At 46.5% G+C, this 13,719-nt stretch carries 13 protein-coding genes; 6 read left to right on the forward strand and 7 right to left on the reverse strand.

From position 1 onward, the window contains the following. The first annotated feature begins 1 nt into the window (after nt 1). On the forward strand, nt 2-424 hold the full coding sequence (locus DTQ70_RS19935) for a barstar family protein (RefSeq protein WP_122932436.1): 423 nt from the start codon (nt 2-4) through the stop codon (nt 422-424). On the opposite strand, the gene DTQ70_RS19940 is transcribed toward DTQ70_RS19935, so the two are convergent. The 3 genes from DTQ70_RS19940 to DTQ70_RS19950 form a co-directional block, all read right to left on the reverse strand. Further along, entirely contained in the window at nt 418-771 is a 354-nt protein-coding gene (locus DTQ70_RS19940; protein WP_122932437.1) for a YraN family protein, read from the reverse strand. The genes DTQ70_RS19935 and DTQ70_RS19940 overlap by 7 nt on opposite strands. 11 nt (nt 772-782) lie before the next feature. Further along, the gene (locus tag DTQ70_RS19945; protein WP_122932438.1) at nt 783-1,658 is read right to left on the reverse strand and encodes an AraC family transcriptional regulator; all 876 of its coding nucleotides are present in this window, start codon (nt 1,656-1,658) and stop codon (nt 783-785) included. An 86-nt stretch (nt 1,659-1,744) separates the two neighbouring features. Next, nucleotides 1,745-3,655, reverse strand: coding sequence for an AAA domain-containing protein (locus DTQ70_RS19950; protein ID WP_122932439.1), 1,911 nt, complete (start codon nt 3,653-3,655; stop codon nt 1,745-1,747). A 187-nt stretch (nt 3,656-3,842) separates the two neighbouring features. Between DTQ70_RS19950 and DTQ70_RS19955 the strand changes: the two genes are divergently transcribed. The 3 genes from DTQ70_RS19955 (at nt 3,843) to DTQ70_RS19965 (ending at nt 9,933) form a co-directional block, all read left to right on the forward strand. Continuing rightward, nucleotides 3,843-4,673: a sugar phosphate isomerase/epimerase gene (locus tag DTQ70_RS19955; RefSeq protein ID WP_122932440.1), complete on the forward strand. Its 831-nt coding sequence runs from the start codon at nt 3,843-3,845 to the stop codon at nt 4,671-4,673. Between the two features lie 58 nt (nt 4,674-4,731). After that, nucleotides 4,732-5,853 (forward strand): Gfo/Idh/MocA family protein, encoded by a 1,122-nt coding sequence (locus DTQ70_RS19960; protein WP_122932441.1) that lies wholly within the window; start codon nt 4,732-4,734, stop codon nt 5,851-5,853. Nucleotides 5,854-6,177: 324 nt separating this feature from the next. After that, nucleotides 6,178-9,933: a PVC-type heme-binding CxxCH protein gene (locus DTQ70_RS19965; protein WP_122932442.1), complete on the forward strand. Its 3,756-nt coding sequence runs from the start codon at nt 6,178-6,180 to the stop codon at nt 9,931-9,933. Nucleotides 9,934-9,998: 65 nt separating this feature from the next. Here the strand turns inward: DTQ70_RS19965 and DTQ70_RS19970 are convergent, their stop codons facing one another. The 3 genes from DTQ70_RS19970 to DTQ70_RS19980 form a co-directional block, all read right to left on the reverse strand. Beyond that, the gene (locus DTQ70_RS19970) at nt 9,999-11,090 is read right to left on the reverse strand and encodes an acyltransferase family protein (protein ID WP_122932443.1); all 1,092 of its coding nucleotides are present in this window, start codon (nt 11,088-11,090) and stop codon (nt 9,999-10,001) included. An 82-nt stretch (nt 11,091-11,172) separates the two neighbouring features. Further along, complete coding sequence (locus DTQ70_RS19975; RefSeq protein WP_122932444.1) at nt 11,173-11,697, reverse strand: dihydrofolate reductase family protein; 525 nt, start codon at nt 11,695-11,697, stop codon at nt 11,173-11,175. Between the two features lie 20 nt (nt 11,698-11,717). Next, on the reverse strand, nt 11,718-12,059 hold the full coding sequence (locus DTQ70_RS19980) for an MmcQ/YjbR family DNA-binding protein (protein WP_122932445.1): 342 nt from the start codon (nt 12,057-12,059) through the stop codon (nt 11,718-11,720). A gap of 293 nt (nt 12,060-12,352) precedes the next feature. On the opposite strand from DTQ70_RS19980, the gene DTQ70_RS30805 reads away from it, so the two are divergent. Next, the gene (locus tag DTQ70_RS30805; RefSeq protein WP_164490125.1) at nt 12,353-12,646 is read left to right on the forward strand and encodes a hypothetical protein; all 294 of its coding nucleotides are present in this window, start codon (nt 12,353-12,355) and stop codon (nt 12,644-12,646) included. Here the strand turns inward: DTQ70_RS30805 and DTQ70_RS19985 are convergent. After that, nucleotides 12,643-13,146, reverse strand: coding sequence for a YdeI/OmpD-associated family protein (locus DTQ70_RS19985; protein WP_122932446.1), 504 nt, complete (start codon nt 13,144-13,146; stop codon nt 12,643-12,645). The two genes, DTQ70_RS30805 and DTQ70_RS19985, sit on opposite strands and share 4 nt — an antisense overlap. 213 nt (nt 13,147-13,359) lie before the next feature. Here DTQ70_RS19985 and DTQ70_RS19990 point away from each other — a divergent pair, with 213 nt between their 5' ends. Further along, nucleotides 13,360-13,713 (forward strand): YciI family protein, encoded by a 354-nt coding sequence (locus DTQ70_RS19990; protein WP_122932447.1) that lies wholly within the window; start codon nt 13,360-13,362, stop codon nt 13,711-13,713. The last annotated feature ends 6 nt before the right edge of the window (nt 13,714-13,719 follow it).

A 13,719-nucleotide genomic window follows, 5' to 3' on the forward strand; every position in this document is an offset into this window, starting at 1 on the left:
CATGGCCAATTTTATTCTTCTATCCACGCCTATGCTTGGCAGTAGTTTTTCTGCTTATCGCGTAGCCATTATTGACGGGGCAAAAACTCCCACCCTCGCCGCATTTTATCAAGCCATCGAAAAAGGCTTGGGCTTCCCCGAAGATTTTGAACATAACTTAGAATCGCTTGACGAATTTTTGAACGATTTGGAATGGATTTCGGCGTCGGACGTAGCCATTTTTATCAAAAACTCGGACGACTTTTTAGCGCAGGAAAAACCCAAGAAGATTTTTGAACTCCTCAATTTACTCGATGCCACTGCCGAAGACTGGAAATGGGTGGACGATGATATGGAACCCAAAAACGTCAAAATCGTTTTTCAAACCAGCGAACGCATTGCTTCATTGCTCGACGAAGAAGGAATCGCTTACGTGGCTCAATAAAACGCGTCTTCGATGTGGTGAATCCGAATAGCACCTGGGTTAATAATGACTGAAACAACGTCAAAGCGAATGTCACCGTGCCAATCGCGGTCAAAAATGTAGTTTTCGGCGGCCTTCATAATGAGTCGGCGCTTGGTGGCATCCACAAACTCCTCGGGCATTCCGTAGCTGAGGTTCGTACGGGTTTTTACCTCCACAAATACCAAAATTTTGTTCTTTTTGGCAATAATGTCTATTTCAGCGTGGCGGTAGCGGTAGTTTCTGACAATGATTTCATAGCCTTTGTCGGCCAAAAATTCGGTGGCTTTGTCTTCGCCTTGTTTTCCAGTGTCCAAATGTTCTGCCATGAGCGTGTGCGTTAGCCGCCCGCGCGTCTGTACTCTTTTTGGTACTGCAAGGGCGATTTTCCAGTGAGGTTTTTAAATTGTCTGTTGAAGTTTGAGACGGTGTTGAAGCCGCTTTCGTAACAGATTTGGGTCACTGAAAATTTTTCTTCTATCAACAACTTGCACGCATAGCCCACCCGAATCTCGCTCACAAAGTCGGAAAAGGTCTTATTGGTACGGCTTTTAAAATACCGACAAAAAGCCGCTTCGGTCATATTGGTGAGCGCTGCTACTTCGTTGAGGCGGAGTTCTTCTTTGAAGTGTTTCATCACGTATTCGTGCACCTTCTGCATTCGCTCTGTTTCCGAAACTTTGTGGGTATTGACGTACCCAACGCTCGTAATATAGGTAGTTTCGGTAGAATGCGACAAGTAATTCAGCATGGTCAAAAGCTGAAGAATTGCCTCAAAACCATCAGTTTTCGACAAGCCACTCAAGCTTTGCCGTACGTATTCGCGGGCACCACCCACAATGTCTAGCCCGCGGTGGCTTTTTTGCAAAAGTTGCCTCAAAGCGTGCATTTCTGGTTTTTGAAAAAACGTTTCTCCCAAAAAATCTTCCGTAAAATACACCACAACTCCGTGCGTTTTCAGGTCGGTATTTCCCTCAAAATAAGTTCGGTCGCTACGCCAAAGGTGGGGAACGTTGGGTCCTAAAAAAACGGTATCACCAGCTTCAAAATGTCGAATATCGTCCCCAATAAACCGCGTCCCTGACCCTTCGAGTACCGTAAAAATCTGGTAATGGGGGTGAAAATGCCAATTAGGATCAAAATGAGCTTCAACTAGCTCAAGCGCCATAAACGAAGACGTGGGCGCACTTAGCTCTTTACGTAAAGGTATTCTCATCTTGCGTGTGGGTTAGCTATTATTTAACAATAATAACCAAAAAATGTTCCCTTTTTGGTTAAAATACAGCTAGAAACTAGGATGGCTTACATCCACTCCCACGCGCTTTGATAGGCGTCTATCGACTCCGCGTAGGTAATAAAATCGGCATAAAACGGAAGCTGAGCAAGCGTCGCGCTGTCACCTACAATGACCAATTTTTTACGCGCTCTCGTCATTGCCACGTTCATGCGTCGGATGTCTGATAAGAAACCTATCACCCCTTCAGCATTGCTTCTGGTCATGCTGATATAGACAATATCTCGTTCTTGCCCCTGAAAACTATCTACGGTATTTACGGCAATAGAAGGCAAAAAAGATTGCAAATCAGCGACCTGCGCCAGTTGTTCGCTAAGAACCTGGATTTGTTGTTTATAAGGCGAAATAATGGCCACACTTGGCACTTCGTTGGGCGTTTTGGTTTTGGAAGCCCATTCGGCCATAAACTGACTGAGGTGTTTGAGCAAAAGACCCGCTTCTTCGGGGTTGGTTGCGCTCGTGCCTTCTATTTTTTCGTCGAAACCACAGCCTGCAGTATCAATAAACAGCAAAGGTTTATCTTCCGCAAAAAGGCGTCGTTTGGCCACTGATACGTGGGCTTTCAACAGATTTTTGTAAAACACCTGCGACGAATAACCCATAATTTGCTCGTTCATGCGGTATTGTTCTTCCAACAACGTCACGGCTTGCGGATGTAACTCAACGCATTTTTCGAGCAACGTCTTACTCAATCCACTTTTAGCCGCTGTCTCTGATTTAATGGTAGGAGGGAGTTGGCAATGGTCTCCTGCCAATACCACTTTTTGCGCCTTGAGTATCGGAATCCAGCACGCAGGTTCTAGCGCCTGTCCTGCCTCGTCAATAATCACGGTTTGGTACTTTCCCTCTCGTACAGTATAATGATTAGAACCCACCAGCGTAGCCGTCACGACTTGCGTTTTGGTCATCAAATCATCAATGATGTACTGCTCCGTGTTTCCTACTTCTTTCATGATTTTGTGGGCTTCTTCAAAAAGCAGTTTGCGTTGGTCACGTTCCGATTTCCCAAAACTTCGCTTGTACTTGTGCGCCATGTTCTTGAACTCTTGCGCTTGTTTTTTGAGACGCTTGGCTTCTTTCATTTGAGGGTGCTCGGACATCTTACCGTCGAGTGTCAGTGACATGAGTCGCTCGGTCACACGGGCAGGGTTACCGACTCGTAACACATTAATACCCTCTAAATGAAGCTTCTCACTTAACAAGTCCACCGCTGTATTGCTTGGCGCTACCACGAGTACTTTTTGATTATCGCGGCGAACCAGCGCTTTTATTGCTTGTACCAGCGTGGTCGTTTTTCCCGTCCCAGGGGGCCCGTGAACAATCGCTAATTCGTTGGCTTTCAGAATAGTATGCACAGCACGCTGCTGCGATTCGTTGAGGCGTGGAAGCGCTATTTCGGGCTCATATTCTTTAAAAGTCGGGGTTTTATTTCCTGCCAAAACCTGTACCAGCTCTCTGGTTGGCGTAGCTACCCCTTCTGCTACCACCATCGCTTGCTTGAGGGCCGATTGCATTTCTTCGTAACTATTATCATCAAAAAGCACTTCCACGCCTAGTTTCCCGTCGCGGGTCCAGTCGGGCAGTTCGTCGGTTTTAAGCGTTATTCTCAGGCGATTACCACTTTGGTGGGCAATCGTGCCTTCTACTCGGTCATTTTTAGGGTCGTGGTTGCCAAAGAAAACGGCAGGAATCCCAAAACGAAATTGGTGTGGAATGTCTTGGTGCGTTGTGCGTTCGAGTTCGACCGACAAATAATCACCTCTACTCATTTCCGAACCACGTATCGCCACGGGATACCACGTGAGGCCATTGGCACGGCGCTCGGCTACCGAAGCTTGTTCTGTCAATCGTTGGTATTGGCGGAGATCTTCTTCACGCTCCACCTTCAGTAATTCCTGTAAGTTTTTGAAATAATTCATGCACAAAAGTAGGCTATATTCTTCAAAACCTTGTCTTTTAAGAACAGGCTAGGTTTCTTCTAACGCCCCTTACAATAACATTTTTTTAACCAAAATTTATTCAAAATAAAACTTTTCAATCAAAATATAGTCGAAACCTGCAAATAAACAATAGGTTTTTAGCACTATTTCTCCATAAAATTGCATTATGAAATACAGTATGAATTTGTTGCTTTGGGGCACTCAAATCGACGAGAGCCTCTTCCCGACACTTGAGTTGATTCGGGAAATCGGATTTGAAGGGGTAGAAGTACCTATTTTCAATACCAACCCTGACGCTTGGCATCAGTGGCGTAAAAAATTGGACGAATTGGGGCTGCACCGCGAATGCGACACTTTTTGTGGTCCAGCCGAAAATCTTATCAGCTCCGACCCTGCCATTCGTGCCTATGCGCTCGAAAACCTCAAGCGGGTTGTTGACTGTGGGGCGGTACTTGGAGCTACCAAGCTTATGGGGCCGTACCACTCGGCCTTGGGCGTTTTTACGGGACAACCTGCCACAACCGATGAGTGGAAATGGGGAGTAGAAGGAATTTACCAATTGGCCGACTACGCCCAGCAGCAAGGCATTTTATTGGGATTAGAATATCTCAATCGCTTTGAATTATACCTCACCAGTTGCGGCGACGAACTCACTCGCTTTGTGGATGACGTCAACCACCCCAACTGCAAAATCATGTTTGATACCTTCCATGCCAACATCGAAGAGAAAAACATTGGGGATTGCATCCGCAGCATGGGCGACCGTATCGCGTTTATTCAGCTTTCAGAAAACGACCGCAGTACGCCTGGCAAAGGCAACGTGGACTGGAAAGGCACGTTCCAAGCCATCAAAGACATCAATTATGACGGTTGGTTGAGCATCGAAGCTTTCAGTCCGAAACTCCCTGCGGCTAATATTTGGCGCAAAATGTTTGATTCGGAAGAACAACTCATGCGCGATGGTTTGGCTTTTATCAAAAATTCTGTTCTAGCTTAACGACTCATATTCACACTGTTGTTTAATTCTAACAACACCCAATCAACACTTTTTTCCCATGAAAAAAATTAACATTGCCATTGTAGGTCTTGGTTTTGGTGCCGAATTTATTCCGATTTATCAGCGTCACCCACACGCCAATATGTACGCCATTTGCCAACGTAACGTCGAAAAACTCAACGCCATCGGCGATGCTTTTGGTATTGACGTGCGCTATTCTGATTACGACGAGTTACTCAAAGACCCAAATATCGACGCGGTTCACATCAACTCCCCCATTCCTAACCATGCCGAACAAAGCTTAAAAGCGCTTCGCGCAGGGAAACACGTCGCTTGTACCGTTCCGATGGCTACCAGTGTAGAAGAGTGCATGGAAATCGTGAAAACAGTCAAAGAAACGGGCAAAAAATACATGATGATGGAAACCGTGGTGTATGCCCGCGAGTTTTTGTTTGTCAAAGAATTATACGAAAAAGGCGAACTCGGAAAAGTTCAGTTCTTGAAAGCATCGCACCAACAAGACATGGATGGATGGCCTGACTACTGGCCAGGTTTGCCTCCAATGCACTACGCGACGCACTGCGTAGGACCCGTGGCTGGTTTGCTCAAATTAGAAGCCGAGTATGTATCGTGTTTTGGTTCGGGCACGATTCGTGAAGAGTTAGCCAAAATCCACAACTCGCCTTTCGCGGTTGAGTCAGCACATATCAAGTTCAAAGACAGCGACTTGAGTGCGTACGTTTATCGTTCGTTGTTTGATGTAGCACGCCAGTACCGCGAGAGCTTCGAAGTGTATGGTTCTAAGAAATCGTTTGAATGGCCACTCATCGAAGGCGAAGAGGCGGTGATTCACACGGCGAAAAAAGAAGAGCACGAAATTCCAGAGCGAGTAGCTACCCCAGATTACGCGCACCTTTTGCCCGCCGAAATTCAAGATTTTACCACCAAAGGCGTTTATGACATTGCCGAAAACACGCACCTTTCATTTACCCAAGGCGCAGGACACGGTGGCTCTCACCCGCACTTGGTTCATGAGTTTTTGATGGCTTTGGTGGATGACCGCGACCCATTCCCAAATGCTGCTCAGTCGGCCAACTGGACGTCAGTGGGTATTCTTGCGCACGAATCGGCCATGCAAGGCGGCAAACTTTTGCAATTGCCAGATTTCTTTAACGCATAAAATGCGATAATTTCTACAAACGTGATTGGTTCGGAAAACCAGTCACGTTTGTAGAAAATCATATTACAAAAACCGCAAATGGTTCGGAGAACCAAAAACGTTTGTAGCCAAAAACGTTTATAGAAAATAACAATCACACCAAAAACCACAAATGGTTCGGAGAACCAAAAACGTTTGTAGCCAAAAACGTTTGTAGAAATTAACAATCACACCAAAAACCACAAATGGTTCGGAGAACCAAAACGTTTGTAGAAAATAACGTTTATAAAAAATCATATCATAAAATCTATTTCCCTTAGTAACAAATAATTTTCTAACCATACAATGAAACGCTTTCTAACCATTGTTTTGTCGGCGATTTTGTTGTGGCAGTGTGCCACTCAAAAAACAACGCAAACGACCCAAACCCAACAAGCGACCAAGCCCCGCCGCATTGAAATCCTATTTTTGGGTGACAACGGCCACCACCGCCCCATCGAACGGGTGCCGTCTATCATGTCGGCATTGGGAGCAAAAGGCATCAATTTCACCTATTCGGATGACCTCAATGACCTCAATGCGACCAACCTAGCCAAGTACGACGGAGTACTTTTGTATGCCAACTGGGACACCATCAGCAAACCCCAAGAGCGCGCGTTGGTGGACTACATCGCCAGCGGTAAAGGCTTTATTCCAGTTCACTGCGCTTCGTATTGTTTCCGCAATTCGGACGAATTGGTAAAAATCATGGGGGGACAATTTTGGCGCCATACGTGGGATACCATTCGCCCCGTTTGGACTAATCCCAACCACCCTGCTATTATGGGTGCGAAGATGTTCAAAACGTTGGACGAAACTTACCTTCACACTAAACTGCAACCCGACAACCTCGTGTTGACCGAGCGTGAAATTCAGCCCGACCAGTACAAAGACAAGCCCAATACCAAAACTGAACCTTATACGTGGGTTCGGACGCACGGCAAAGGCCGCATTTTCTACACGGCATACGGCCACGACGACCGTACGTGGAGCCAGCCCGAATTTATGACTTTGTTGGAAAAAGGAATTCGCTGGGCCGTAGGCGACCAAGCCGTCAAAGATTTAGCCGCCCTCGACCCACTTCCGTTTACGTACAAAGAATCAAAACTTCCTAACTACGAAAAACGCCCAGGGCCACAACTCCAACAAAATGCAGTTTCGCCGCAAGAGTCGATGAAGCATATCCAAGTTCCGACGGATTTTACATTGGATTTGTTTGCTTCAGAACCCAACGTGATGCACCCCATTGCGATGAGCTGGGACGAGCGTGGGCGTTTGTATGTGCTTATTACCAAAGATTACCCCAACGAACGTAAAGACACAGGCGGTACGGACTATATCTTGATTTGTGAAGATACCGACAAAGACGGTAAAGCAGATAAGTTCACTCGTTTTGCCGAAGGATTAAGCATTCCAACAGGGATGGTGTTTGCCAACGGTGGGCTTATCGTAAGCCAAGCGCCTCACATGTTGTTTTTGAAAGATAACGATGGTGACGACAAAGCGGACGAAAGAAAAATCTTGTTCTCAGGCTTCGGAACGGGCGATACCCACGCGGGGCCGAGCAACTTGCACTACGGTTTCGACAACTGGATTTGGGGATGCGTAGGTTATTCGGGTTTTGAAGGTAAGTTGAAAGAAAACGCCGATACCCTCAAGTTTGGCCAAGCACTTTTCCGTTTCAAGCCTGATGGCTCAAAAATGGAGTGGATGACCAGTACTTCTAACAATACGTGGGGCATGGGCTTCAACGAGGCTGGGGATGTATTTGGCTCAACCGCCAACAACTCGCACGGCTGGTACATGGCCATTCCTCACCGCTACTTTACGGGTAGCCTCGGTATGGGACGCGACAACGGTAGCCGTGGCACGGACACGCACAAAGACATGAAGCCTATCACGCCACGCATTCGTCAAGTGGACGTATTCGGTGGATTTACGGCCGCTGCAGGGCATAATTTCTACACGGCACGTGCTTTTCCTAAAAAATATTGGAATCAAATTGCGTTTGTAGCCGAACCAACGGGTCACGTATTGCACCAAAACCAGCTCGTTAAACGTGGAACCGACTACGAAGATAAAGAAGCCTTCAACCTCATGGCGGGTGCCGACGAATGGTTCTCACCCGTATTTGCCGAAGTAGGCCCAGACGGTGCCGTTTGGGTAGCCGACTGGTATAGTTTCATCATTCAGCACAACCCTACTCCACAGGGTTTTGGCAATGGTAAAGGAAATGCCTACGAAACCGACCTTCGCGATTATACCCACGGACGTATCTACCGCGTGGGCTACAAAGAAGCGCCTGCTTATACGCCAATGGCACTTAGCAAAGACCGTCCGCAAGAATTGGTGGCGGCGCTCAAAAACACCAATATGTTTTGGCGTAACCATGCCCAGCGTATGTTGGTAGAGCGCGGCAACAAAGACGTTGTTCCACAGCTAATTGCGTTGGTCAATGACATGTCGGTGGACGAAATTGGCCTTAACCCTGCCGCTATCCACGCTTTGTGGGCATTGCAAGGATTAGGAGCTATGTCGGACGATAACGTTCTTAAAGCGGTGGTAGGTGCGCTCAAGCATCCAAGTGCTGCCGTGCGTAAAAATGCAGTGCAAGTATTGCCTTCAACAAATGCAACTGCACAAGCGTTGTTAAACAACAATACCCTCAATGATTCAGAGCCGTTGGTGGTATTGAATACCTTGTTGAAATTTACCGAAACTCCCCTAACGTCTGACGTTGAGAAAACGGTTTTGGCTCGTTTTGAGAGTTCAAACGAAGCCGACGACCGTTGGTTGCCCGATGCTTTCTCGGTTATTTTGAATGCGCATGGTGGTAAACTTATGCAAACTTACCTTGCTAAACGCACGGTAGGTCAACGTACCGAAACGAAGAGCAGCGAACCCAAAGCGGCCATGAATCACGACCACCACGCCATGAATCACGGCGCTGGCAATCAAGCGTCTGCTGGTGCAACAAAACCAGATTTGGCCATTACCAATATCACCATCAATCCTGCGGTGCCGTCGGTACGGGAGTCGGCAAGTATTACCATTGAGATTACCAACAAAGGCGTAGCCATTCCGAAAGAAACGGTTCCTGTCGTAAAGGTAGCCATCGAAGGTTTAGGGCTTAAAATCAACTACGTAAGCTACCAGCTTAAAAACGGTATTGGTGCGGGCGAAACCATTCAGTTGGTTGAAAGCAACAACGGTCCGTGGGTAGGTCGTATGGGCTTCACGGCCGAACAAGCAGGGAAATTGCGCATCAGCGCCACCATCGACGGCGACAATGCCATTCCCGAAGAGGACGATGTTAAAAACAACTCGTTGAGCAAAACCTTTGACGTAAAACGCCCTGCCAAACTCTCAGACTTTGCCTTAGAACGCGCCGCTCGTAGCCAGGCTTCTTCTACCTCATTGAGTCCAGAGTCGTTATTAGAATTGATTACCAAAGCCAATACGCTAGACGACGACGCTCGTTATGCGGTGTTAAAGGGAGTGGTTAACGGCTGGAATCCGCGTCGTAAAGTAAACACCAGCGATGCCAACAAACTATTGCTTGTCAGCGCAAAAGACGGTATTCCAGAGGATTTGAAGGGCAAATTTACGGGCATCATCGAGTCGTTTGGTGCCAATGCACTTGTGCCTGTTGACCCTAATTTACAGGTCATCAAAATCAAGTCGGTGAAAGAAGCGATGAAGTTTGACCTCAAAGAATTTACGGTAATTGCAGGAAAACCCGTAGAATTGGTATTCGACAACCCAGACGCGATGCAGCACAACCTCGTGATTGTGAAGCCTAAGGCCATGGACATCGTCGGAAACGCCGCTGATAAAATGATTACGCAAAAAGACGCAGTGGAGAAAAACTACATTCCCAACTTACCTCAGGTAGTCGCTTTTACGCCTTTGGTCAACCCTGATCAGTCGTATCGCCTCACGTTCACAGCTCCTACTGAGCCTGGTAACTACCCGTACATCTGTACGTTCCCAGGTCACTGGCGCATTATGAACGGAGTGATGAAAGTAGTGAAAGAAGAAGCAAAGCCTGCAACGAAGTAGAGTACTGTTATCCGTTAATGGTTTAGCCCTGCCAAGTTTTTGAAACTTGGCAGGGCTTTTTATTGCTACACTTTAATGATAATCCCCTTTTTATACATCACGTACAAAATCACAAACCAGATGGCTAAAAAGGTCAGTGCTCCTGCCAGAGAAGCGTTGTATTCGTTGACAAACCAAACCCCTATCAAGTTTTTCTGCATCCACAATTGCGAACTTATCGGCCCGTCGGGAGTATCAATTTTTATCAGTGCCAACGTCCGAGGAATAATACCCGACAAGAAAAAAACCGTAATGGCATTCACGCCAAAAGCGACCACAGGCGTCGTCCACTTGCGATACCCTTGAACGTCGATGAGCCAATAGCACAGCGCCAACCCCACCATTGCCCAACCTCCCGCGTACAACACGTACGAACTCGTCCACAACGATTTGTTGATTGGGAAAAACAAGTCTGCAATAAGTCCTGCAACAACCAATCCATTCCCCGCGGCAAATAACCACGCAATCCGCTCGGCCACAGGTTTATCGGTACGTAACCACTGCCCCGTCAATACCCCCAACAGACCCGTCCCGACGGCGGGAATGGTGCTAAAGATTCCTTCAGGATCCCATACTTTAGCGGCTTTCCACAAGTGATTGGTGCCTAAAATGGCACGATCGACCCAAGCACCCAAGTTAGTTTCTGGTTCTAAATTCGCATAGCCAACCCCAGGAACAGGCACAAACGTCATCAGCACGTAATAAGCCAGCAGCACCAACGCCAGCAACCCGATTTGGGTCTTGCGGGTTGTTTTTATGTAAAGAAGCGAACAAACAAAATACACAATAGCGATGCGTTGGAGCACCCCAGGGATTCGAACCGTTTCAAAATTAAACTTTGGATACAAGCTCAAAAATAATCCCAAGCCAAACAGGGTCGCGCTTCGCCGTGCGATTCTGAGTACCGTGGGCGGATTTTTCCCCATTGCAAACGCGATAGAAACGCCAACAATGAACAAAAAGAAAGGAAAAACAAGGTCGGTGGGCGTGCAGCCGTTCCAGTGAGCATGGAGCAACGGAGGATAGACGTGTCCCCAATCGCCTGGGTTATTCACCAAAATCATGGCGGCCACGGTCAGACCGCGAAACACGTCTAACGAGAGTAATCGGTTTTGCATAGGGTTGGTCAATGAAGGGTTTTACCTACGCAAGATAGCCGTTTCAGTTAAGATTCCCACTGACCTTGCCCTCGCAGTGAGCTTAGTCCCAACTCATTTTATAACGAAGCGACACCAAGCCACTGCCATAAACTTTAGAATCAACAAGGGTCAACCATTTACGTTCTCTCAACTCTTTAAATAGCGGTTTTCCTGCGCCCAACACAATGGGGTGAATAGAAAGCCAAACCTCGTCCACCAATCCCAGGTTCATGAGACTACTGGCCAGTTCTGCTCCGCCAAAAAGCCATATATCTTTTCCAGGCAGCGATTTAATGGTACGTACTTGCCGTTCGATGTCGCCTTTGATAAGTTTTTTGCGTTCAAGTTTAAAGTCAGGGAGCGTATTCGAGAACACGTATTCGGTTAATTTAGGCATCCAAGCGGTTTCACCTTCGTTGGTCAACGCCATTTGGTAGGTTTTACGACCCACAAACACCGCATCAATCCGTTTAAAAAATTCATTCAGTCCATAGTCCTGGTCTGTAAAGCACCAATCGTACTCACCGTTGGGGCCTTCGATATACCCATCCAAACTCATGGCAAGACCTAAAATAACTTTTCTCATATCGTTAGGGTTTTTCTGCTTTACTGAGTGGGTTTTTCCACTCGTTTCTTTGTTTTCATTGCTACTATATTTTCATAAGAGGTGTTCACACCTTCCTCAAAAGCGATGAGTCTTACTTTGTCCAAACTCACGTGTGTCCATCCTAGCTGCCCCCATTTATTAGGGACGGGATAAAAGGCTTCATCTTCACAAAAGATTGTTTGTTGTTCAGGAGTAAACTTCAACGTTACCCATTTGTTTTCGATATTAAAGGTCGCAAAAATCTTTCCTTTTATTTTATACGCAGGTTTGTCAAAGTGCGCTTCTTCTTTTGCATTTGGCATATTGACCAATACTTCATGCGCTTTTTCTACATCTATCATTTTATCAACTTTAACTTTCGGGAAGTTCCATTATCGTTGACAACCTTCCCGAAAGTTAGTCGTCGTTTGTCAACTTTCGGGAAGTTCCATTATCGCTGCCGACCTTCCCGAAAGTTAGTCGTCGTTTGTCAACTTTCGGGAAGTTCCATTATCGTTGACAACCTTCCCGAAAGTTAGTCGTCGTTTGTCAACTTTCGGGAAGTTCCATTATCCCTGCCAACTTCCCGAAAGTTAGTCGTCGTTTGTCAACTTTCGGGAAGTTCCATTATCCCTGCCAACTTCCCGAAAGTTAGTTGTCGTTTGTCAACTTTCGGGAAGTTCTATTATCACTGCCAACCTTCCCGAAAGTTCGTCGTCGTTTGTCAACTTTCGGGAAGGTCTATTATCCCTGCCAACCTTCCCGAAAGTTAGTTGTCGTTTGTCAACTTTCGGGAAGGTCTATTATCACTGCCAACCTTCCCGAAAGTTCGTCGTCGTTTGTCAACTTTCGGGAAGTTCTATTATCGCCGCCAACTTCCCGAAAGTTCGTCGTCGTTTGTCAACTTTCGAGAAGTGCCATTATCGTTGCCAACCTTCCCGAAAGTTAGTTGTCGCGAAAATAACGCAGGGTTTGCCCATAATCCAAACCCATCGCCATGCCTCTTACCGCCATCGTAATCCGTTTAGTTTTGGTCTCAATGGTTTTTGCCGATTCTATCCACTTTGTGTAATAGTTTTGGTGACTGAGCGGCAATTTGTTAAAATACGCCAACGCCTTGGGCTCATCTTCCAAACAAGCCAGTAAATCAGCCGATTGCGGCAATTCATCCGTATCAATCTCCAGCTCCACGCTCACCACGGCTCCTTCTTTTTTACGCAAGCCACGACGCATTTCTGCGTTGATTGGGATAATAAACCCTCCGTCACCCATCGGTAGCATGGCCACGAGTTTGATGACATAATCGTCCAACTTTCCTTTTACTCGGTACGATGCTTTTACGTTTGGGTTTAACGCATGGGCTATTTCAGGCAAAATTTCGATGTACGTCCAGCCCGTTTTTTCGCCTTTTTTGTCAAACTTGCGTAGTTCTGCGGTAAATGAAACCATTGCTTTTTGTATTTCGAGACATTTATCAAAACTTGGAAAGTCTGAGATGACACAACAAATTTAGTACCCTCCACTGACAACCCTATGTCAGTATTGTGAATCGACTTTCAAAAATATATAAAAATTTTTTGTCACTTGTGTCCAGTTTCCGTTTGGTCGTTCGTCATTCGTACAAATTCAATTATTTCGTATCACTAAAACACATTTACAACCATGAACAAGTACCTATTTTCATTCTGGAACTCCATTCCTTCGGAAGACGCTTTTGCTAACCTTTCTCCTGAAGACATTCAAGCCGAAATCCAAAAATGGAACAACTGGATAGGTGGCATTGCGGCACAAGGCAAGTTAATTGCCACCGAAGCGCTTCATCCAACGGGCAAAACAGTTTCAGGTTCCAACCACGTCATTACCGACGGGCCATTCACGGAAGGCAAAGAAATCATTGGGGGCTTTATGCTGCTCGCGGCCGATAGCATCGACGAAGCCGTTGAGTTATCGAAAGGTTGCCCCATCTATGAATCAGAAGGGCGCGTGGAAATCCGTCAAATTCAAAACTTTGCGTAGTTTCTG

Source organism: Runella sp. SP2, from assembly GCF_003711225.1.
In the GTDB taxonomy this organism is placed as follows: Bacteria; Bacteroidota; Bacteroidia; order Cytophagales; family Spirosomataceae; genus Runella.